13 protein-coding genes are annotated in these 21,444 nt (G+C 73.7%); 8 read left to right on the plus strand and 5 right to left on the minus strand.

The annotated features are described in order from the left end of the window. Positions 1-23 precede the first annotated feature (23 nt). Positions 24-1,148, plus strand: coding sequence for a GuaB3 family IMP dehydrogenase-related protein (locus ACZ6KO_RS14620; RefSeq protein WP_469304330.1), 1,125 nt, complete (start codon positions 24-26; stop codon positions 1,146-1,148). Between the two features lie 83 nt (positions 1,149-1,231). Here ACZ6KO_RS14620 and ACZ6KO_RS14625 read toward each other — a convergent pair whose 3' ends face one another. The 4 genes from ACZ6KO_RS14625 to ACZ6KO_RS14640 all read right to left on the minus strand — a co-directional run bounded on the left by ACZ6KO_RS14625 (position 1,232) and on the right by ACZ6KO_RS14640 (position 5,939). After that, positions 1,232-2,947 carry a M16 family metallopeptidase gene (locus ACZ6KO_RS14625; RefSeq protein WP_469304331.1) on the minus strand — a complete coding sequence of 572 codons (1,716 nt, stop codon included), beginning with the start codon at positions 2,945-2,947 and terminating at the stop codon, positions 1,232-1,234. Between the two features lie 11 nt (positions 2,948-2,958). Next, positions 2,959-3,927 (minus strand): hypothetical protein, encoded by a 969-nt coding sequence (locus ACZ6KO_RS14630; protein ID WP_469304332.1) that lies wholly within the window; start codon positions 3,925-3,927, stop codon positions 2,959-2,961. 163 nt (positions 3,928-4,090) lie between these two features. Then, on the minus strand, positions 4,091-4,570 hold the full coding sequence (locus ACZ6KO_RS14635; RefSeq protein ID WP_401452480.1) for a hypothetical protein: 480 nt from the start codon (positions 4,568-4,570) through the stop codon (positions 4,091-4,093). A gap of 139 nt (positions 4,571-4,709) precedes the next feature. Further along, positions 4,710-5,939 carry a nucleotide sugar dehydrogenase gene (locus ACZ6KO_RS14640; RefSeq protein WP_469304333.1) on the minus strand — a complete coding sequence of 410 codons (1,230 nt, stop codon included), beginning with the start codon at positions 5,937-5,939 and terminating at the stop codon, positions 4,710-4,712. 227 nt (positions 5,940-6,166) lie between these two features. On the opposite strand from ACZ6KO_RS14640, the gene ACZ6KO_RS14645 reads away from it, so the two are divergent. The 7 genes from ACZ6KO_RS14645 to ACZ6KO_RS14675 all read left to right on the plus strand — a co-directional run bounded on the left by ACZ6KO_RS14645 (position 6,167) and on the right by ACZ6KO_RS14675 (position 20,568). Further along, entirely contained in the window at positions 6,167-7,873 is a 1,707-nt protein-coding gene (locus tag ACZ6KO_RS14645; RefSeq protein ID WP_469304334.1) for a glycerol-3-phosphate dehydrogenase/oxidase, read from the plus strand. A gap of 244 nt (positions 7,874-8,117) precedes the next feature. Continuing rightward, positions 8,118-10,574: a serine/threonine-protein kinase gene (locus ACZ6KO_RS14650; protein WP_469304335.1), complete on the plus strand. Its 2,457-nt coding sequence runs from the start codon at positions 8,118-8,120 to the stop codon at positions 10,572-10,574. A 107-nt stretch (positions 10,575-10,681) separates the two neighbouring features. Beyond that, positions 10,682-13,318, plus strand: coding sequence for a protein kinase (locus ACZ6KO_RS14655; RefSeq protein ID WP_469304336.1), 2,637 nt, complete (start codon positions 10,682-10,684; stop codon positions 13,316-13,318). 142 nt (positions 13,319-13,460) lie between these two features. Further along, positions 13,461-15,128 carry a serine/threonine-protein kinase gene (locus tag ACZ6KO_RS14660; RefSeq protein WP_469304337.1) on the plus strand — a complete coding sequence of 556 codons (1,668 nt, stop codon included), beginning with the start codon at positions 13,461-13,463 and terminating at the stop codon, positions 15,126-15,128. 93 nt (positions 15,129-15,221) lie between these two features. Next, the gene (locus ACZ6KO_RS14665; RefSeq protein ID WP_469304338.1) at positions 15,222-16,829 is read left to right on the plus strand and encodes a succinic semialdehyde dehydrogenase; all 1,608 of its coding nucleotides are present in this window, start codon (positions 15,222-15,224) and stop codon (positions 16,827-16,829) included. A gap of 13 nt (positions 16,830-16,842) precedes the next feature. Next, positions 16,843-18,705 carry a GMC oxidoreductase gene (locus ACZ6KO_RS14670; RefSeq protein WP_469304339.1) on the plus strand — a complete coding sequence of 621 codons (1,863 nt, stop codon included), beginning with the start codon at positions 16,843-16,845 and terminating at the stop codon, positions 18,703-18,705. A 156-nt stretch (positions 18,706-18,861) separates the two neighbouring features. Next, entirely contained in the window at positions 18,862-20,568 is a 1,707-nt protein-coding gene (locus ACZ6KO_RS14675) for a hypothetical protein (RefSeq protein ID WP_469304340.1), read from the plus strand. Between the two features lie 330 nt (positions 20,569-20,898). On the opposite strand, the gene ACZ6KO_RS14680 is transcribed toward ACZ6KO_RS14675, so the two are convergent. Continuing rightward, complete coding sequence (locus tag ACZ6KO_RS14680; protein ID WP_469304341.1) at positions 20,899-21,162, minus strand: chorismate mutase; 264 nt, start codon at positions 21,160-21,162, stop codon at positions 20,899-20,901. Between the last annotated feature and the right edge of the window lie 282 nt (positions 21,163-21,444).

Consider the following 21,444-nt stretch of genomic DNA (forward strand, 5'->3'; position numbering starts at 1 on the left):
CCAAGAGGGAAAGGCCACCACACGTGACTGAGATCGAGATCGGGCGCGGCAAGCGCGGCCGCAGGGCGTACGCGTTCGACGACATCGCCATCGTCCCGAGCCGGCGTACGCGGGACCCGAAGGAGGTCTCGATCGCCTGGCAGATCGACGCCTACCGCTTCGAGCTCCCCTTCCTGGCCGCCCCCATGGACTCGGTCGTCTCCCCGCAGACCGCGATCCGCATCGGCGAGCTCGGCGGCCTCGGCGTGCTGAACCTCGAGGGCCTGTGGACCCGCTACGAGGACCCGCAGCCGCTGCTCGACGAGATCACCGGGCTCCCCGAGGAGGCCGCGACCCGCCGCCTCCAGGAGATCTACGCCGCCCCGATCCAGGCCGACCTGATCGGGCAGCGCATCAAGGAGGTGCGCGACTCCGGTGTCGTCACCGCCGCCGCGCTCTCCCCGCAGCGCACCGCGCAGTTCTCCAAGGCCGTCGTGGACGCGGGCGTCGACATCTTCGTCATCCGCGGTACGACCGTCTCCGCCGAGCACGTCTCCGGTGCCGCCGAGCCGCTGAACCTCAAGCAGTTCATCTACGAGCTCGACGTCCCGGTCATCGTCGGCGGCTGCGCCACGTACACCGCCGCCCTGCACCTGATGCGCACCGGCGCCGCGGGCGTCCTGGTCGGCTTCGGCGGCGGCGCCGCGCACACCACCCGCAACGTGCTGGGCATCCAGGTCCCGATGGCCACCGCCGTCGCCGACGTGGCCGCGGCCCGCCGCGACTACATGGACGAGTCCGGCGGCCGCTACGTGCACGTCATCGCCGACGGCGGCGTGGGCTGGTCCGGCGACCTGCCCAAGGCCATCGCCTGCGGCGCCGACGCCGTGATGATGGGCTCCCCGCTGGCCCGTGCCACCGACGCGCCCGGCAAGGGCCACCACTGGGGCATGGAGGCCGTCCACGAGGACGTGCCGCGCGGCAAGAAGGTGGACCTGGGCACGGTCGGCACCACCGAGGAGATCCTCACCGGCCCGTCCCACACCCCCGACGGCTCGATGAACCTCTTCGGCGCGCTGCGCCGCTCGATGGCCACCACCGGCTACAGCGAGCTCAAGGAGTTCCAGCGGGTCGAGGTCACCGTCGCGGACTCCCAGCACCGCCGCTGACCCCACCCGGGCAGTACCACCGAGGGCCGGCTCCCGTCAGCGGGGGCCGGCCCTCCGGCGTACGCGGGGCCCGTGGGCGGCGGTCAGCCCCGGCCCCGGGCGCGCCGGCTCAGGCAGATGCCCCACGGCACCGCGAAGCACGCCGTCAGGAACCAGAAGGCGCCGAGTTCGCTCCATACCGGCCCCTCCGGCGAGATCGACGTGTCGAACTCGGCGAAGGTGAGGATCACCGTGAGCATGCCCATGCCTGCGGTGAGGACACCGAGGATCCACAGCACCGCCGTCAGGGCGCCGCTGCGCGGTGCCCGCGGGCGGGCGCCGGGGGCCGTGGGGCGTTCGGCCGCGGCGGCGCCCGGCCGCGGGATACGGGCCGGGTCGCGCGGGGGCATGCGGACGACCGCGGTCGGCGGGACGCCGGCGTCCAGCGGGGCCAGTTCGGCGGCCGTGATCCCGTGCAGGGCCGGCTCGACGGCCAGGGTGAACCCGTCGTGGCCGATCAGGTGCCGGCCGCCGTCCGGGTAGACGTTCATCAGGGAGCACTCGGCGTAGCGCACCGTGATCCGGCTGTCGCCGGGGCCCGTGAGGCTGACCCCGTCCGAGCCGACCAGCAGCGCGACCTCGCGGTCCTCCAGGGAGGTGTAGCGGCGCCCGGTGACGATGTCGGCGGACTCCTGGGGCGCGGCGGCCACGCCCGCCCACTCCACGCCCTGGCCGGGCACCTGGAGCAGCGCGTTCGCCCACAGCTCGCGGGCGACCTGGCGCAGGTCGGCGACGGTGACCGCCGCGATCTCGGCCCGGGCCTGCTCCACGGTCAGGTTGCGGTGGCCCAGGAGCAGGTTCATCGCGTGGGAGGGCAGCATCGCCGCGGCCAGGTCCGGGGCGTCGAGGTGGCTGAGGGCGCTCGCCCGTACGGCGTCCAGGTCGGCCTGCTCGATCCGGCCGGCCCGCAGCTTGGCCAGGACGTCGATGAACGCCCCGACCACGGCGCCCTGCTTCTCGGGGAGCGCGTCGGCGTACGCGAGGACGGTCGCGTGGTCGGCGTCGCGGACGCAGTAGTCGGCCGCCGCGGTGTACGAGTAGCCGCCCTTCTGGCGCAGCTCGCGGAACAGTTCCTTGCCCAGCACCTCGGTGAACAGGTTCACCCGGGTGGAGCGGGGCAGCACCGAGGACAGCACGACGCCGCCGTCGTCGCCGTGGAAGTACGCGGGGGTCTGCGGCAGTGCCGAGGTGGGCGCGGGGGCGGGGCGCCAGGTGCCCGAGGGCAGGGTGAGGTCCAGGCCCTCGGGCAGGGTGTCGGTGGTCATCCACAGGACGGCGTTCTCGCGGGTGAACCGTTCCTGTGCCCAGGCGCGCACGGCGTGGCCGGTGAGCCGGTGCAGGCCGGTCTCGCCGTAGCTGGTGAGGCCGTAGGAGCGGGAGCCGTAGCGCCACAGCGGCAGGGCGTGGCCCGGGCCGCGGCCGCGGCCGGCGCCCTCGGTGCGCAGGATCTCCTTCTCGGTCTCCAGGCGCTCCATGGGCAGGTCGCGCAGGGCCGCGCAGACGCCGTTCAGGTATTCGACGACGTCGGCGGGGGTGCCGGTGACGTGGAAGTGGGTGTAGGCGGCGGCGGTGGCCCCGTTGTAGTGCAGGTCGCTCAGGCCGTGGCGGTGCAGGGCGAGGTGCTCGACCAGGTGGGTGACCCCGCTGGTGGCGAGGGTCTCGTCGGCGCGGCCGACCCGGAAGAGCAGGCCGGCGGTGACGGGCCCGGGCCGGTGGGCGAGGACGGTGCGGACGCCGTCGACGGTGGTCTCGGTGATCATGCTCGTGTTCCTCAGCCCTTGGCCAGGGCGGTCTTTCGGTGGCGGACGAAGGCGGCCTCGTGGTCGCCGTTGCCGACGTATCCCCACGGGAACTCACTGGCGTGGTCGCCCAGGGCGCGGAAGTGCGGGGCGGCGTCCGCGGGGCGGCCTGCCACCGAGTGGGCGGCGGCGAAGGCGCTGTGGGCGCCGACCGCCTGGTGGCTGTCGGGGCGGAAGGCGGGGTGCAGGACGGAGCGGCGGGCGGCGTCGACCAGGCGGGCGTGCTCGCCGGGGTCGCGCAGGTGGCGTTCGGCGGCCTGCTTGCTCTCCTTCTCCGTCAGCTCCAGGTAGCGCTCCATCTGGAGGACGGCGACCAGCGCGCCGTTCGGGCTCCCCTCCGGCGCCTTCGCGACGGCGTCCCGGACGAAGGCGTCGGCTGCCTCCCAGGTGCCGCCCCACTTGGGGCACAGCTGCTGGAGCAGCTGGAGCTGGCCGGAGTAGTGGTGCGGGTGGTGCTCGGCGAGGCGGTCGTGGCGGCGCCGGGTCTCGCTCTGGCCGAGCTCCAGACCGCGCCCGGTGATGATGCGCACGTACCAGGCCAGGCCGTACGCCGGGTACTCGGCGCAGACGTCGATGAGCAGCTGCTCGGCCTGCCGCAGGTGGGCGAAGAACGCGTCGAACTGGCGGCGCGAGACGTGCTCGGCCCGGGCCGCGGTACGGACGTCCCAGCCCGCCTGGACGAGCCGCTGGGCCAGCAGGGTGCGCGGCAGCGGGTCGCCGGGGCGCTGGTCGGCGACCTGGCGCAGGAACGTTTCCGCGCCCGGGGTCTCGGCCACGGTCCGACAGGCCTGGACGCGGTCGTCCTCGTCGGGCAGGGCCTCGAAGGCGGCGGCGACGGCGTCCCATCGGCGGTCGGTGACGGCGGAGCGGAGTGCGGCGAGGGCCGGGACGCGTTCGGTGGGTTCGAAGACGGGCCGGCCGGTGGAGGGAAGTGCGGACACGCGCGGATCATATGGCCGCTGCCGTTCCCGGCAACAGGGTTTTCGCAGTTCAGCGGTGGTCTACCGGGCTGCCGGTGATGTGGCGGAGCCGGCGGACGGTCCGGGTCCCGTGCGCCGCGCCCCCTCGCGGGGGCGGGGACGGGACCCGGCGCGGCGCGGTGGGTCAGGCGGCGGTCTTGCGGGCCGTCTGGAACGCGACGACGGCGCCGATCGCGAAGAAGGCCAGCGAGATCGGGCTGGTCTCCTCCGTCCAGGCCTCCTGCACCAGGGCGAAGTGCTGGGTGAGCAGCTCGAACGCGCCGACCGGGGCGACCTTCGCGCCGATGATGGCGGTGCCCAGCAGCTGGCCGCCGTAGACGGCGCCGAGGGAGAGCAGCGCGCTCACGACCGGCAGGACCGGGTTGGAGCCGCCGATCTTGCCCGAGGCCAGGCCGATCAGGAAGCCGACGCCGAGCGCGGCGTAGCCGATCTCGTACTCGGTGGCGCCGATGATGCCGCCGTACGCGCCGGCCGCGATGAGGGCGGCGACGACGGCGGCCACGATGCCGAGGCCGACGTTGCCGCGGCGGGCCGGCGCGACCGGGGCGCCGAAGCCGGCCGGGGTCTGGGAGTCGGGCGCCGGAGGCTGGAACTGCTGGCTCATGGAGAAATCCCCCCCAAGGGATCGGACGCGCATGCGCTCCTACGAATGTATGCGCGAGATAAGTGACGCCGCAGGCTAGCAGCAGCCACCGACATCCGGTGGGGGATTTCCCCGGCTGCGGGGCGGGGGGAGGGGTCGGTCAGAGTCGGTGCGCCGCGCCCACCGGACTGGCGCCGCGGGTGTCCAGGAGCAACTGGGCCTTCACCGCGAGACCTTGGAGGTCGTACGTGCGGTGCTGCTGGAGCAGGATCGTCAGGTCGGCGTTGGCCGCGGCCTCGTACAAGGATTCGGCACGGGGGACGGGGTGGTCGCGCACCCGCCACCCCGCGATGTACGGGTCGTGGTAGCTGATCAGCGCGCCGAGGTCGAGCAGGCGGCTGGCGATCTCGCGGGCCGGGGCGCCCTCCTGGTCGGCGAGGTCGGGCTTGTAGGTGACGCCGAGGAGCAGGACGCGGGCGCCGCGCGCGGACTTGCCGTGCTCGTTGAGCAGGGCGGCGCTGCGCTGGATGACGTACTGGGGCATCCGGCCGTTGATCTCCTGGGCCAGGCCCACCATGCGCAGGGGGTGGCCGGGGGTGCGGGTGGTGTGGGGGAGGTAGTTGGGGTCGAGGGGGACGCCGTGCCCGCCGACGCCGGGGCCGGGGCGGAAGGCCTGGAAGCCGTAGGGCTTGGTCTCTGCGCAGCGGACGACGTCCCACAGGTCCACGCCGAGGTCGTGGCAGAGCACCGCCATCTCGTTCATGAGGGCGATGTTGACGTGCCGGTAGTTGGTCTCCAGCAGCTGGACCGTCTCGGCCTCGCGCAGGCCGCGGGCCCGGACCACCTTGTCGGTCAGGCGGGCGTAGAAGGCGGCCGCCGACTCGGTGCAGGCGGGGGTGAGGCCCCCGATCACCTTCGGGGTGTTGGTGAAGGTGTGCGTCCGGTTGCCGGGGTCGAAGCGGCTGGGGGAGTAGGCCAGGTGGAAGTCCCGGCCGGCCCGCAGCCGCGAGCCCTCTTCGAGGATCGGGCGCAGGAAGTCCTCGGTGACGCCCGGGTGGACGGCCGATTCCAGGATCACGGTGGTGTGCGGGCGCAGCCGGCCGGCCAGCGCCCGGGCCGCCTCGCCGACGGCCCCGAGGTCGAGGGCGCGGTCCGGGCCGAGGCGGGTGGGTGCGCAGATGACGGCCGTGCGGACCCGGCCGAGTTCGGCGGCGTTGGTGGTGACCCGGAAGCCGCCCGCCGACATCCGGCGGATCTCGGCGGCGGTGAGGGGGGTGTCGGTGGCCGGTCCGGCCGCGTAGCCGACGGTCGCGATGCCGGCGGCGACGGCGGCCTGGGCGAGTGGGAGGCCGAGATGGCCCAGTCCGATGACGGCGAGATCTGCGGGCATGGGGTGCCGTCCCTTTCCCTGACATGAGAGGGCTGAACGCGCAAGTCCTGTGGAGAGAGGGAGTTGGCGCTATGTCAGACTAGGCGTATATATGACCGATCTGCGGCATTGTGGACTGGTGGCGATCATTGTGTTGTCCACAGGCGGTGGCTGATGTCGGGGCGTCCCGTCAGAATCATGGCCAAGGGGGATGTGAGCGGGATCACCCGCACCAACGGGAGGCAGCGGTGAGGACAGCGACACTGGGACCCGCGCAGCGCGCCGAGGCGCTCGCCCGAATGGCGGAACGCGAGGTCGACGTGCTGGTGGTGGGTGCGGGCGTGGTGGGCGCCGGCACCGCGCTCGACGCGGCGACCAGAGGCCTCTCGACGGGGCTGGTCGAGGCCCGGGACTGGGCCTCGGGCACGTCCAGCCGGTCGAGCAAGCTCATCCACGGCGGCCTGCGCTACCTGGAGATGCTCGACTTCGCGCTGGTGCGCGAGGCCCTCAAGGAGCGGGGGCTGCTGCTGGAGCGGCTCGCCCCGCACCTGGTCAAACCCGTGCCGTTCCTCTATCCGCTCCAGCACCGGGGCTGGGAGCGCATCTACGCGGGCTCCGGCGTCGCGCTGTACGACGCGATGTCGGTCTCCAGCGGCCACGGCCGGGGCCTGCCGGTCCACCGGCACCTCTCGCGCGGGCGCGCCCTGCGGGTGGCGCCGTGCCTGCGCAAGGACGCGCTGGTGGGCGCTCTGCAGTACTACGACGCCCAGATGGACGACGCGCGCTACGTGGCCACGCTGGTCCGCACCGCGGCGGCGTACGGGGCGCACTGCGCCAACCGGGCGAGGGTGATCGGATTCCTCCGTGAGGGCGAACGGGTGGTCGGCGCGCGCGTCCAGGACGTGGAGGGCGGCGGGGAGTACGAGATCCGCGCGAAGCAGGTCGTGAACGCGACGGGGGTGTGGACGGACGACACGCAGGCGCTGATCGCGGAGCGCGGGCAGTTCCACGTCCGGGCCTCCAAGGGCATCCACCTGGTCGTCCCCAAGGACCGCATCCACTCCGCGACCGGCCTGATCCTGCGCACGGAGAAGTCCGTCCTCTTCGTCATCCCGTGGGGCCGGCACTGGATCGTGGGCACCACCGACACCGACTGGGACCTGGACAAGGCGCACCCGGCCGCGTCCAGCGCGGACATCGACTACCTGCTGGACCACGTGAACTCCGTCCTCGCCGTGCCGCTGACCCGGGACGACGTGCAGGGGGTGTACGCGGGCCTGCGGCCCCTGCTGGCCGGCGAGTCGGACGCCACGAGCAAACTGTCGCGCGAGCACACGGTGGCGCACCCGGTGCCGGGGCTGGTGGTCGTGGCCGGCGGCAAGTACACGACGTACCGGGTGATGGCCAAGGACGCGGTCGACGAGGCGGTGCACGGGCTCGACCAGAGGGTCGCGGAGTGCGTCACCGAGGACATCCCGCTGGTGGGCGCGGAGGGCTACCGCGCGCTGTGGAACGCGCGGGCCCGGATCGCCGCGCGCAGCGGACTCCATGTGGTGCGCGTGGAGCACCTGTTGAACCGGTACGGCGCGCTGACGGAGGAACTGCTGGATCTGATCGCGGCGGACCCGAGCCTGGGGGAGGCGCTCACCGGGGCGGAGGACTACCTGCGGGCCGAGGTCGTCTACGCGGCCTCCCACGAGGGTGCGCGGCACCTCGACGACGTCCTGACCCGGCGGACGCGGATCTCGATCGAGACCTTCGACCGCGGGACGCGGTCGGCGCGGGAGTGCGCGGAGTTGATGGCGCCGGTCCTGGGCTGGGACAAGCAGCAGATCGAGAAGGAGGTGGAGCACTACGAGAAGCGGGTCCAGGCGGAACGCGAGTCGCAGCGGCAGCCGGACGACCAGACGGCGGACGCGGCACGCCTGGGCGCTCCGGACATCGTCCCGATCTGACCGGGGAACCGGACACCCGTGGCACCCGTCCGTTGCGGAGTGAGGAACAATGAGGGTTCGGCCAAGGCTGGTTACGCCCGGGCCCAGACGGCTGGCGGGCCGGCCGGACACGGTGCCACGATTGCGGAGGGGACGCATGTCGAAACCGGAGCACACACGTACGCCGGGAGACTCCGTCGCTTCCGCAGCTGACGCCCCGGAACAGGAGCCCACGACGACACCGTCGGCGGACAAGGTGCCGCTGGTGAAGCAGCGTTCCGGGGACGGTGGCGGGACGGCCGACGGCGCGACGTCACCGGCCCCCGAGGGCGGTGCGGACGCCGTCGCGACGACGGAACCGGAATCCGGGACGGCCGGTGCCGTGCCGCTGGTGAAGCAGCGTTCCGCCGATGACGGCAAGGCCGCCGCGACGTCCAGGCCTTCGGATGCTCCCGCCGCCGACGACGAAGAGCTCGAAGACCTCACCGATGCCGTCCCGCCGCTGGTGAAGCAGCGCTCCGGCGCGCGCGACGCCGACCGCAAGGACGGCGTCCCGGCCGCCCCCGCGACCGCCGCGACCGCCGCGGCCGCCGCGCCCAAGGACGCCCGCCCCGCCGACGCGGCAGGCCGCAAGGACGGCAGGGCCGGTGACGGGGCGACAGGCGTCAAGGGCGTCACCAAGGACACCGGCGAGGACGAGGGCCGGCTGCTCGCGCGCCGGTACCGGCTGGTGTCCGTGCTCGGCAAGGGCGGCATGGGCACCGTCTGGCGTGCCGTCGACGAGACGCTCGGCCGTACCGTCGCCGTCAAGGAACTGCGCTTCGGCAACGGCGTCGACGAGGACGAGAAGCGCCGCCTGATCACGCGCACCCTGCGCGAGGCCAAGGCCATCGCCCGGATCCGCAGCGCCGGCGCGGTCACCGTCTACGACGTCGTCGACGAGGACGCCCGCCCCTGGATCGTCATGGAGCTCATCGAGGGCCCCTCGCTCGCCGAGTACATCCGCGAGCGCGGCACCCTCACGCCCCGGCGCGCCGCCGAGGTCGGCCTCGCCGTGCTCGACGTGCTCAAGGACGCCCACGGCGAAGGCATCCTGCACCGCGACGTGAAGCCCTCCAACGTCCTCATAGCGGACAGCGGACGCGTGGTCCTCACCGACTTCGGCATCGCCCAGGTCGAGGGCGACCCCTCGGTCACCTCCACCGGCATGCTCGTCGGCGCCCCCTCGTACATCGCGCCGGAGCGCGCCCGCGGCCAGAAGCCCGGCCCGCCCGCCGACATGTGGTCCCTCGGCGGCCTGCTCTACGCCGCCGTCGAGGGCTCCCCGCCGTACGACAAGGGCTCCGCCCTCGCCACCCTCACCGCGGTGATGACCGAGCAGGTCGACCCGCCGAGGAACGCGGGTCCGCTCACCGAGGTCATCTACGGCCTGCTCGCCAAGGATCCCGCCCAGCGCCTCGACGACGCCGGTGCCCGCGCTCTGCTGACCGCCGTCATCGACGCGCCCGAGGCGGAGCCGGTCCCGGCGGTCGAGGAGACCCGGCAGATCTCGCTCGCCGAGGCCAAGGAGGCCGCCGAGAAGGCCGCGGCCCTCAAGGCGGCCGAACGGGCGGCGGAGAAGGCGGCCAAGGAGGCCGAGAAGGCGGCCAAGGAGGCGGATCGGGCGGAGCGCAAGGAGCGCGAGCGCCGCGAGCGCGAGCAGCGCGACCGGGCCCGCGCCGCGCTGAAGGCGGCCCGCAAGGCCGCCGAGGAGGCCAAGGCCGCCGCCGTCGCCACCGCCTCGGCCGCCGAGGCCCCGGCCGACCCGGCGGCGCCGACCGTCGGCGCCGGCCTGGGCCGACGTCAGGCACCGGTCGCCGCCCCGCTCACCGACGTGATGCCGCGCCGCACCATCGCGCTGGCGATCGCCGCGGTGGTGGTCGTGCTGGCCGTGGTCGGCGGGCTCATCGTGTACGCCTTCAGCGGGGACGACAAGGACAAGGGCAAGGGTGCCAAGGGCGGCGGAGCGACCGCGTCCGGCAACCCGTCCCCGGGCGCCAGCGCGGGCAACGGCGCCGGCAACGGCAAGGGCGGGGGATCCTCCCCGGCCCCGGACGGCGCCGCCACCCAGGGCCAGGGCCAGGGAGAGGGCCAGAGCCAGGGCCAGGGCCAGGGCCAGGGTCAGGGCCAGGGTCAGGGCCAGGGGCAGACGCCCGGTCAGGACGCGGGCATCGGCGTCCCGGGCGGCGGCACCCCGCCGCCCGGCCCCGGCACGGGCGGCGGTGCGCCTGCGGGCTACGTCCAGATCACCTCCACCAAGTTCCACTTCTCGATGTACATGCCGGAGGGCTTCCACCAGACCGGCATAGCCGGGGACAACTCCGGCGCCATACACAGCCGCGACGGCGGCTTCCCGCGGATCCAGGTGGACTACACCAACAGCCCGAAGAACGACGCCAAGCTGGCCTGGGAGCTGGGCGAGCGGTCGACCGGCAGGACCAGCAGCGGGTACCGCCTGCTCGGCATCCGGGCCACGACGTACCGGGACTACCCGACCGTCGCGGACTGGGAGTTCGAGCGGGAGCACAACGGGATCAAGGTGCGCGTCCTCAACCGCGGCTTCAAGGTGGACGCGACGCACGGCTACGCGATCATGATCAGCTGCGCCGCGGACCAGTGGGACGGCGCCGAGTGCACCCAGATCCGGAACACGGCGTTCGAGACCTTCCAGATCGTGGACTGAGCGGTCACCCCGACGGGGCGGACTGAGGCAGGCCCGGGACGCGGGCGGCCCCGGCGACGTATCGTGTCGGCGGGGCATGGGGGGACACCGCACTCGGGGGAGGCGAAGTGGACGACTACGCGGGCCGGATCCTGGCCGGACGCTACCGTCTGCCGGTGCCGCCGTCCGACGACCAGGAGCTCGTCGAGACCCGCGCCTTCGACACCCGCAGCGGGCAGGAAGTGCTGGTCCGGCAGGTGCCGTTACCCGAGGTCGTCGACGCGGAGCTGCTCGACGGGCACCGGGCGCCCGAGGTGGTCTCCCCGGGGGACCTGCCGGCCGTCCGGCGGGCCATCGAGGCCGCGCAGGCCGCGGCCCGGATCCCCGACCACCCGCGCCTGGACCAGGTGTTCGACGTGTTCGCCGAGGGCGGCTCGCTGTGGATAGTGAGCGAACTCGTCCCCGCGCGCCCGCTGGCCGCGCTCGTCGCCGACCAGCCGCTGAGCCCGTACCGGGCGGCGGAGGTCGCCTCGGACGTCCTGACCGCGCTGCGGGTCCTGCACGCGCACGGCTGGACGCACCGCAACATCACCGTCCGCACGGTCCTGGTCTGCGACGACGGCCGTGTGGTCCTGACCGGCCTGGCGGCGGGCGCCGCCGAGGAGGCCCTCTGCGGCTACGACCCGGTCCCCGCGTCGGCCGGCTGGGGCAGCGCGGCGGGCTACGGCGACCCGGACCACGCCGACTTCGGCGCCCCGCCGTCCTTCGGTTCCGGCCACGGTGGTTCCGGCTACGACGGTCCCGCATACGGCGGTCCCGGCTACGACGGTCCCGCATACGGCGGTCCCGGCTATGACGACCCCGCCCACGACGACCCCGCCCACGACGACCCCGCCCACGGCGGTCCCGGCCACGGTGCCCCGGACCACGCGGACGACGCCGGGTCCCCCCGGCCCGGCGGCGGGAACACCGGCCCCGGATACGCCCCGTTGGTGGCACCCGGGTACGACACCGCGCCGCTGCCCCGGCAGGTGACCGGGCCGCTGTACGCCGACCAGATCGTCCCGGAGCGGGAGCCGGACCCCGCTCCCGGCCCGGAGCAGCGGCCCCTGCCGCTCCCGGAAGGGGCCGGGTCGCCCCCGGACCCCGGCCCGGCGGCAGGTCCCCGGCCGGAGAACGGCGGTCCCGCGCGCCCCGACCCGCGGGCCGCCCGCTCCGGTGGCGCCATCGCCGCCTACCGGGCCGGTGCCCAGGCCGCCGCCCGCCGTGAGCTGCGGCCCGAGCCGCGCCCCGAGGGCTCCAACCTGCCGCGGGGGTATTCGTATCCGTACGGCGCGCCGGACGAGACGCGGCCGCCGTTGCCGGCCGTACCCTCCGGGCCGCGCGCTCCCCTCGCCCTCCCGCAGGGCTACCACCAGGCGGACCCCGACCCGGCCCCGGACCCGGCCCCCGCGCCCCTGCCGGCCTCCGCCCCCGCGCCCGCACCCGCCCCCGTGCCCGTCCCCCTCCCGCCTCGTGGCGGCTGGGACGCCGAGGGACCCCGCGCCCGTACCGGTCCCGCGACCGCGCTGGCCGCCGAGCGGGCCCGGCAGACCCGGATGGCCGTCGTCGGTCCCGTCACCGAGCGGTGGGCGCCCGAACAGGCCGGCCCCGTCCACGGGAACTGGCAGCTGGCCGCACCCGTCGGGCCCGCCACCGACCTGTGGGCCCTGGGTGCCCTGCTCTACCGGGCCGTCCAGGGCCACGCCCCCTACCCCGAGGACAGCACCGCCGAACTCGTCGAGATGGTCTGTGCCGAGCCGCCCGCCTTCGCGGAGGAGTGCGGTCCGCTGCGGCCGGTCGTGGAGTCCCTGCTGCGCCAGGACCCCACCGAGCGGCCCGACTTCGAGGAGCTGCGCGGCTGGCTGCGCAGTCTCGTACGGTCGGCGCCCGAACCCGAGGGCGCCACGGACGTGATAGCGCTCCCGGCGCCCGACCCGGCCCGGCTGCCCGTCGTACGCCGGCGCGCCGACCTCTCCCACGGCCGCCACCGCGGCGCCCCCCAGCCGCGCCGCCGCGGGCCCCGTGCGCTCGGCCGGACCCTGCTGGTGTCCATCCTGCTGGCGCTCGCCGGGGCGGTGGCCTACGCGATGGTGTTCATGCCCAAGGCCGGCCCGACCGACCCGGTCGCCGACCGCGGCCCGGCCCCGGTACGCACCACGCCGCAGGCGTCCCAGCCGCCCCCCTCGGCCCCCGCCGGCGGCACGGGCAGCACGGGCGGCACGGGCGGTACGCCGTCGGCGGCGCCCGAGTCCAAGCCGGCCCCCCAGACGGCCCCGCCCGGATTCACCACCGCCCAGGACCCCGAGGGCTTCCAGATCGTCGTCCCCGAGGGCTGGGACCGGCGGCCGATCAACGACATGGGACAGGTCCGCTACACCAACGGGGACCACCACCTGATCGTGGTCCCCGGGCGCGACGCCGTCGAGGGCAAGCCCGACCCGGCCGCGTACCAGAAGGACAAAGAACGCGAATTGGAGCCGTTCCGGTCCTCCACCTGGGTCACCTCGCGGGGCATCCGGACGACCACGGTCGGCCAGCAGCTCATCGCCGAGGGCCAGTACACCTGGATCGACGGCAACGGACGCAGCGTCTACGCCCGCAACTACGTCGTCGCGCTCGGCGGCCGCTACCACGTCGTCATGGTGACGGGGCCGCAGGACGGGGAGTCCAAGGTCACCGAGGTCTTCGAAAAGGCCACGGGGAGTTACAAGCCCGGCCGCTGACGGAGAGTCACTACGGCAATTGCGTCACAGTGCTGTCTCACCGCGCCCGTCCGGTTCCAGCATCGCCCGACCGCTCCGTAATCTGGCCGGGAGTGCACAACAGTGGCGGGGTTTCGTGGAAAACAGGACAGGTGCGGGCGCCGTGCTCGTGAGCCGGTACCGGCTCGTCGAGTCCATCGGCAGAGGCGGCATGGGCAGGGTCTGGCGCGCGCACGACGAGCTGCTGAACCGGACGGTCGCCGTCAAGGAGCTGACGGCGGGTCTGTACGTCGCCGAGGCCGAGCGGGCGGTGCTGCACGCCCGTGCGCAGAAGGAGGCGCGGGCCGCGGCCCGGATCGCGGATCCGGCCGTCGTCACCCTGCACGACGTCTTCGAGCACGACGACCGGCCGTGGATCGTCATGGAGTACATCGACGGCCCCTCGCTCGCGGACGCCGCCAAGGAGGCCGGCCGGATCGAGCCGCGGGAGGCGGCCCGGATCGGACTGCACGTCCTGGGCGCGCTGCGCGCCGCGCACAAGGTGGGCGTGCTGCACCGGGACGTCAAGCCCGGCAACGTGCTGCTGGCCAGGGACGGCCGGGTGCTCCTCACCGACTTCGGCATCGCCGCGATCGAGGGCGACTCCTCCATCACGCGCACCGGCGAACTCGTCGGTTCCATCGACTACCTGGCCCCCGAGCGGGTCACCGGCGGAGCCCCCGACCCGGCGTCCGACCTGTGGTCGCTGGGCGCCACCCTCTACACGGCCGTCGAGGGCCGCTCGCCGTTCCGCCGTACCTCGCCCATCTCCAGCCTGGCGGCCGTGGTCAACGACGAACCGCCCGCCCCGCGGCAGGCGGGGGCGCTCGGCCCGGTGATCACCGCGCTGCTGCGCAAGGACCCGGCCGAGCGGCCGTCGGCGGCCGAGGCCGAGCGGATGCTGATCGAGGCGATGGAGGGCCGCGAGCCGAAGGCCGCCCAGGCGTACGTCCCGACCCGCACGATCGGCCCGGAGGAACGCGCCGGTGACCGGCCGGCCGCGGCCGCCGGGAGCACCCGGAGCGCCGTGGAGCCGCCGGCGTCCGGCGCTGCCGCGGGCGTGTCCGGCACCCGGGGCGTGGCCACCGCGCGGATCGAGGACTCCGGCGGGGCCGCGGTCCCGCCGGTGCGCGGCGGCGGCGCGGGCCGGGTGCGCCGGGCCGCACTGGTCGCCCTGGTGGCGGCGGTGCTCGGCGGCGCCGGGGTGTTCGGCGTGCTCAAGATGACCGAGACGGGTGCCGACGGGGGCAGCGGCGGCGGTACGACGGCCGGCGCGTCCACCGACGGCAAGGCCGCCGAGGGCAAGGCCTCCGAGAGCGGGGCCCCGGTCCCGGCCGGCTGGCAGCGGGTGAAGGACCCGGAGGGGTTCACGCTGTTCGTGCCCGACGGCTGGCGGCGGCAGACGGACGGGGACCAGATCGACTACACCCCCGACAACGGCAAGCACAAGATCCGCATCGGCGTCGACAAGACGCCCGACCACGTCAATCCGTACGCGCACCTCCTGGACCTGGAGCGGCAGGTCAAGGAACGGACGGACTACCAGCGCAAGTGGCTGAACCAGAACACCTTCCGCGGCCAGGAGAAGTCCGCGCTGTGGGAGTTCACCTGGACCGAGAAGCAGGGGCACCCCGGCCCGCGGCGGCTGATCGAGCAGATGTACTACGCGCCGGACGGCACCGAGTACGGCATCTACATGGCCGGCCCGGCGTCGGACTGGACCACGATGCGGGAGCAGTTCGACATCGTCCTGCGGGGCTGGGAGCCCGCCGGAGGGTCCGCTTCACCCTGATCGGGTCATTTCTGCCAGCGATCACTGGCGGAAACGTAAATTCGGGTTACCGGCGGGTACCCAAAGGCTCGCCGTCGGCATACGCTCACCGCCATGACGGTCTCGCAGGCGCCTGCCTTCACCAATCCCTCGGCCCCCACCCCGGCGGGTGTCCGCACCGCCGCCGACGTCGTGACCCCTGAGCTGGTCACCCGGCTGACCCGCGGAGTCATCGGCTCCGGCCGCACCGCCAACCACACCCCCTTCACCGGGGACAAGCTGGCGGACCTGCCCGAGGCCACGCCCGAGGACGTGGCCGCCGCCTTCGACCGGGCCCGCGCCGCGCAGGGTGCCTGGGCCGCCGTCCCCGTACGGCAGCGGGCGGCGGTCCTGCTGCGCTTCCACGACCTGGTCCTCGCCCGCCAGGCCGAGGTCCTCGACCTGATCCAGCTGGAGACCGGCAAGGCGCGCCTGCACGCCCACGAAGAGGTCCAGGCCGTCGCCGTCGCCGCCCGCCACTACGGCCGCAAGGCCCCCGCCTACCTGCGCCCCAAGCACCACACCGGCGCCATGCCGACCCTGACCAAGGTCACCGAGCTGCGCCAGCCCCGCGGGGTCGTCGGCCAGATCGCCCCCTGGAACTACCCCCTGGAGCTGTCGGTCGGCGACGCGCTGCCCGCGTTCGTCTCCGGCAACGCGGTCGTCATGAAGCCCGACACCGAGACCGCGCTGACCGCCCTGTGGGCCCGTGAGCTGCTCATCGAGGCCGGACTGCCGGCCGAGGTGTTCCAGATCGTGATCGGCGAGGGCCCGGTCGTCGGCCCCGAGGTGGTCCGGCACGCCGACTACGTCTCCTTCACCGGCTCCACCCGTACCGGCCGCGAGGTCGCGCAGGGCGCCGCCGCCCGCCTGGTCGGCGTATCGCTGGAGCTCGGCGGCAAGAACGCCATGCTCGTGCTGCACGACGCCGACATCGAGAAGGCCGCCGCCGGAGCCGTGCGCGCGTGCTTCTCCTCCGCCGGCCAGCTGTGCATCTCCATCGAGCGGCTCTACGTCCACGCCTCCGTCGCCGACGCCTTCGTCGAGCGGTTCGCGGCCCGGACCAGGGCCATGCGCCTGGGCAGCGCCCTCGCGTACGGGGCGGACATGGGCTCCCTCGTCGGCGAGCGCCAGCTGGAGACCGTCCGGCGCCACGTCGAGGAGGCCGTGGAGAAGGGCGCCAAGCTCGTGGCCGGCGGTGTCGCCCGCCCGGACCTCGGCCCGCTCTTCTACGAGCCGACCATCCTCGACGGCGTCGAGGCGCCGATGGCGGTGTGCGCCGAGGAGACCTTCGGCCCGGTCGTCGCCATCTACCGGTTCACCGACGAGGACGAGGCCATCGCCCAGGCCAACGCCACGGCGTACGGGCTCAACTCCAGCGTGTGGACCAAGGACGCCCGCCGCGGCCACGCCGTCGCGGCCCGGCTGCGCACGGGCACCGTCAACATCAACGAGGGCTACGCCCCGGCGTACGGCAGCGCCCAGGCGCCGATGGGCGGCATGAAGGACTCCGGTCTCGGCCGCCGGCACGGCTCCGAGGGAATCCTCAAGTACACCGAGGCCCAGACCGTCGCCCACCAGCGGCTGCTGCCGATGGCGCCCTCGCTGGGCATGACCGACGACAAGTACGCCGCCTTCATGACCCGCAGTCTGCGCGTCATGAAGGCGCTCCGACTGCGATAGAGGACGGGAACCGGTGGACGACCACGGGTACGACTACGACGTCATCGTCATCGGATCCGGCTTCGGCGGCTCGGTGTCGGCCCTGCGGCTGACCGAGAAGGGCTACCGGGTCGGCGTCCTGGAGGCCGGCCGCCGCTTCGCGCGCGCGGACCTGCCCAAGAACTCCTGGGACCTGCGCAACTACCTGTGGGCCCCGGCCCTCGGGCTGTTCGGGATCCAGCGCATCCACCTGCTCGGCAATGTGATGGTGCTCGCGGGCGCCGGGGTCGGCGGCGGCTCGCTCAACTACGCCAACACCCTGTACGTGCCGCCCGCCGCCTTCTTCCAGGACCGGCAGTGGGCGGGCATAACCGACTGGCAGGAGGAGCTGGCCCCGTACTACGACCAGGCCCAGCGCATGCTGGGGGTCCGGCTCAACCCCACCATGACCCCCTCCGACGAGCACCTGCTGGCCGCCGCCGAGAAGATGGGCGTCGGCGACACCTTCCACATGGCCCCGGTCGGCGTCTTCTTCGGCGACGGCAAGGATGCCAGGGACGCCAGGGATGCCAAGGACGCCGGCGACACCACGGGCGCCGAGGACACCGGGGAGGCGGCCGGCACGGGTGCCGGCGGCGCGGCCGCGCGCCGGGTCCGGCCCGGTGAGGAGGTCCCCGACCCGTACTTCGGCGGTGCCGGACCGGCCCGGCGGGCCTGCACCGAGTGCGGCGAGTGCATGACCGGCTGCCGGCACGGGGCGAAGAACACCCTCAACGAGAACTACCTGCACCTGGCGGAGCGGGCCGGCGCGGTCATCCACCCGATGACCACCGTCACCGCGCTCTCCGAGCACCCCGACGGCGGCTACCGGGTCCGCACCGTGCCCACCGACCACCGCCGCAAGGGCCGGGCCAAGGTGCTGCGCTCCCGGTACGTGGTCGTCGCCGCCGGTACGTACGGCACCCAGACGCTGCTGCACACGATGAAGGACCGGGGCGAGCTGCCGCGGATCTCGGGCCGCCTGGGCGATCTGACCCGGACCAACTCCGAGGGGATCGTCGGCGCGCAGACCGACGACCGCCGCTACCGCAAGCGGCACGGCGGCACCGGCCGCGCCGACTTCACGCGGGGCGTGGCCATCACCTCCTCCGTCCACCCCAACGCCGACACCCACATCGAGCCGGTGCGCTACGGCAAGGGCTCGAACGCGATGGGGTTCATGACGGTCCTCCAGGTGCCGTACGGCAAGCACCGGGTGCTGGCCTGGCTGGCCAGGACCGCGACCCACCCGGTCCAGCTGATGCGTTCGCTGTCCAACCGGCGCTGGTCGGAGCGGACCATCATCGGCCTGGTCATGCAGTCCCTGGACAACTCGCTGACCACCTACCGCAAGCCGCGGGGCCTGGGCAAGGGGCTGCTGACGGCCCGGCAGGGCCACGGAGCGCCCAACCCGACCCAGATCGAGGAGGCCACCCGGGCGGCGACCCTGCTGGCCGAGGAGATCAACGGCTTCCCCGGCAGCAACGTCGGCGAGCTGGTGGGCACCCCGCTGACCGCGCACTTCCTGGGCGGCTGCCCCATCGGCGCGAGCGCCGAGGAGGGCGTGGTCGACCCGTACCACCGCCTCCACGGCCACCCGGGCATCTCCGTGGTGGACGGCTCGGCGGTCTCGGCGAACCTCGGCGTCAACCCGTCGCTGACGATCACGGCCCAGGCGGAGCGCGCGATGGCGTTCTGGCCGAACAAGGGCGAGGCGGATCCGCGGCCCGCGCAGGGGGCGGCGTACGAGCGGCTCGTGGCGGTGGAGCCGGTCGCTCCGGCGGTTCCGAAGGACGCGTTCGGGGCGCTGCGGCTGCCTTTGCTGCTGCCCGTGCCCGAGGTGCCGAAGAGGACGTGACACGTGTCGCGGCGACGGGTTCTGCGCTCCCCCTCCGAGGGCAGAACCCGCCGCTGCGTACATAAGTGACAGGTGATCAGTCCGGATGGTTGCATGTGATGCCCGTCACGTCGCAAAGTGTGCAACTGTGACCCGCCTTCAGCAGTCTCGACGTTCATGGACAAGCGCATCTCCCTGCTGGCCGCTACAGGGTTGACCGCCCTGAGCGTCGGCCTGACCGCACCGGCGCACGCCGCGGACCGCGTCTTCCCGCTGAGCGGCCCCGCCAACGCCGTGCTCCAGCCCCACCCGGAGACGGGGGCTCCGAAGGAGAAGAGCCTTCGCTACAACCTGGACTACGTCGGCGTCGGCAACAGCTTCGCCGGTGAATTCACCATCACGTTCGACCTCAGCAAGGTCGCCGGGGTGGCCTCGGTCCGGCTCGACCCGGCCAAGCCCAACCCCAAGTGCGCCCCGAGCGGCGCCACGATCGTCTGCAAGCAGCAGGACCTGTCGATCGGGGGCGACGCGAAGAGCAGCCGCTTCGACCTGCTGGTCGCCGCCGCCCAGGGCAGCAGGAACGGCGCGAGCGGCGACATCGCCGTCACCGGCAAGGTGGCCGGCGCGACCATCACGCCCGTCACCACCAAGGTGACCGTCGGCGGCCCCGACCTGGTCGTGGACGAGCTGAAGCTCACCTCCGAGGTGAAGGCGGGCGACCGCCAGGCCCTCCCGCTGGCGTTCGCCAACCGCGGCACGCTGCCCGCGAAGTCGATCGCGCTGGAGCTGGACACCTCGTACGGCCTGGAGCTGGCGGAGGTGTACGACAACTGCCGCAGCGAGGAGCGCGGTGCCCCGGTGGACACCCGCACGGTCTGCCTCGTCGAGGGCGAGTTCCTGCCCGGCGAGTCCTACCAGCTCTCCCCCGACTCCCCGCTGCACCTCAAGGTGACCGAGAAGGCGTACAAGGACCGGCTGCGGTACGGCGTCGTCCCGGACCCCGCGCCGGTCAAGGACCAGGACAAGACCCCGGGCAAGCAGCCGGCCACCGGCAAGAAGCTCATGGCCGTCAAGGCCCAGGCCCCCGTCCAGGCGAAGTCGGCCGGCGAGGACCGCCGGTTCTTCGGCGCGGCCGAGCAGACCGACCTGAACCCGGTCGACAACGAGCGGACCTTCGACTTCACCGCCAAGGCCAACAAGGCCGACTTCGAGGCGATCGCGTTCTCCCAGTCCGGCAAGGCGGGCGACACGATCGCGGCCGAGCTCGGCTTCCGCAACAAGGGCCCGGCCTGGATCAGCTACCTGAGCTCCGGCGAGAGCGTGGCCCGTACCGACATCGTGGTCCCGGACGGCATCAAGATCACCGAGGTGCCGCCGAACTGCCGCGCGGTCAACGCCGACGGCAGCGACCGCAGGGAGCAGCCCGGCGCGCCGCGCTACTTCTGCGACGCCGGACTCGTGGCGTCGGCGAACGGCAAGTACGACTGGCGCTTCGTGATGAAGATCGAGAAGGCCGTCGCGAACGCCAAGGGCTCCGTGACCGTCGGCGAGCCGACGGCGACGGGCACCAAGCCGCACGTCTTCGACCCGGTCACGGTCAACAACACGACCCCGTTCGTGGTCGAGGTCAAGGACGGCGCGAGCCCGAGCCCGAGCGCCTCGGCCTCCGCTTCGGCCTCCCCGTCCCCGTCCGCCTCGGCGTCGGCGTCGGCCTCGGCCTCCCCGGTCGTGGCCTCCGGCCCGTCCGCCGCCGGTGGCGCGGGCGGCAACCTGGCCTCCACCGGCAGCTCCGTCGGCCCGGTCGCGCTGGGCGCGGCGGCTGCGGTGATCGTCGGCGGTGCGCTGTACGTGGGGGTGCGCCGCCGGTCCGCCGGGCGCGCGTGAGCACGTACCGGTGTCGTAGGCAGACGCAGAGGTGAAGAGAACGGCCGGCCCGGGCGTCCCCGGGCCGGCCGTCCTCGTGAGGTGACCGGGCTGCTGTCCCCTGCCGTCCGGTCACGCGCCGCAGCGAGGTCCCACGACGCACGCTCCATGAACGGCGTCTCATCGCTGCGGCGGAGCCACGCGTGACAACCTCACCAACGAAGGGCCCCGGGGCCGGTCACGGTCCGGAAGGGTGACGAACGCCAAGCGGACGAACGCGCGGCTGACGGACGCGGGCCGGCTCGCGGGATGCCGGGCTCACCCGACCCCGGCTCGCGGGGCGCCCGCGCCTCATACGCGGCCGCGGCACAGCTCCAGCAGGGTCATCGCCAGCGTGGTGCCCGGCTTGCCCAGGGCGTCGCTCCAATGCGCGAGCACCTCCATCTCGCGCGACAGGTGCACCCGGCGGCCGCCGGAGGCGATCCGGGCCTCCTGGATGACCGCCGAGACGGCCATCCGCTCCTGGATCAGGCCGATGATCCGGTCGTCGAGGGCGTCGATGCGCTCGCGGGAGCTGGCGATCAGCTGCTCGGGGGTGGTGGCGACGGTGCTCATGATCTCTCCTGAAGGGTGTGGGCCCGGTGCCGCCAGGAGACGGGAACGCGCGAGCGCCCCGGTCCTGTCGGACCGGGGCGCTCGGGGAAGTCAGTGGCTCAAGCGAGCATCACAAGGACCCATGGCGACCGGACCGACCGGTGCCATAGGTAAAGAGGAAGCTCAGCTGCTTGCGCATGGAACGGATTATTACCTTCCGTCCCCCTCCCGGCCAACCCGGTTCGGATGGTGAGACGAAGCCGGGGGTGCGCCCCCCGTTAGAATCGACAACACACAACCCTC

Source organism: Streptomyces sp. NPDC042102 (assembly GCF_055582305.1).

Coding starts and splice junctions, on each gene's coding strand:
- ACZ6KO_RS14675 (WP_469304340.1), top strand. CDS start 18,862: ATGGACAAGCGCATCTCCCTGCTGGCCGCTACAGGGTTGACCGCCCTG.
- ACZ6KO_RS14640 (WP_469304333.1), bottom strand. CDS start 5,939: ATGCCCGCAGATCTCGCCGTCATCGGACTGGGCCATCTCGGCCTCCCA.
- ACZ6KO_RS14635 (WP_401452480.1), bottom strand. CDS start 4,570: ATGAGCCAGCAGTTCCAGCCTCCGGCGCCCGACTCCCAGACCCCGGCC.
- ACZ6KO_RS14680 (WP_469304341.1), bottom strand. CDS start 21,162: ATGAGCACCGTCGCCACCACCCCCGAGCAGCTGATCGCCAGCTCCCGC.
- ACZ6KO_RS14665 (WP_469304338.1), top strand. CDS start 15,222: ATGACGGTCTCGCAGGCGCCTGCCTTCACCAATCCCTCGGCCCCCACC.
- ACZ6KO_RS14625 (WP_469304331.1), bottom strand. CDS start 2,947: ATGATCACCGAGACCACCGTCGACGGCGTCCGCACCGTCCTCGCCCAC.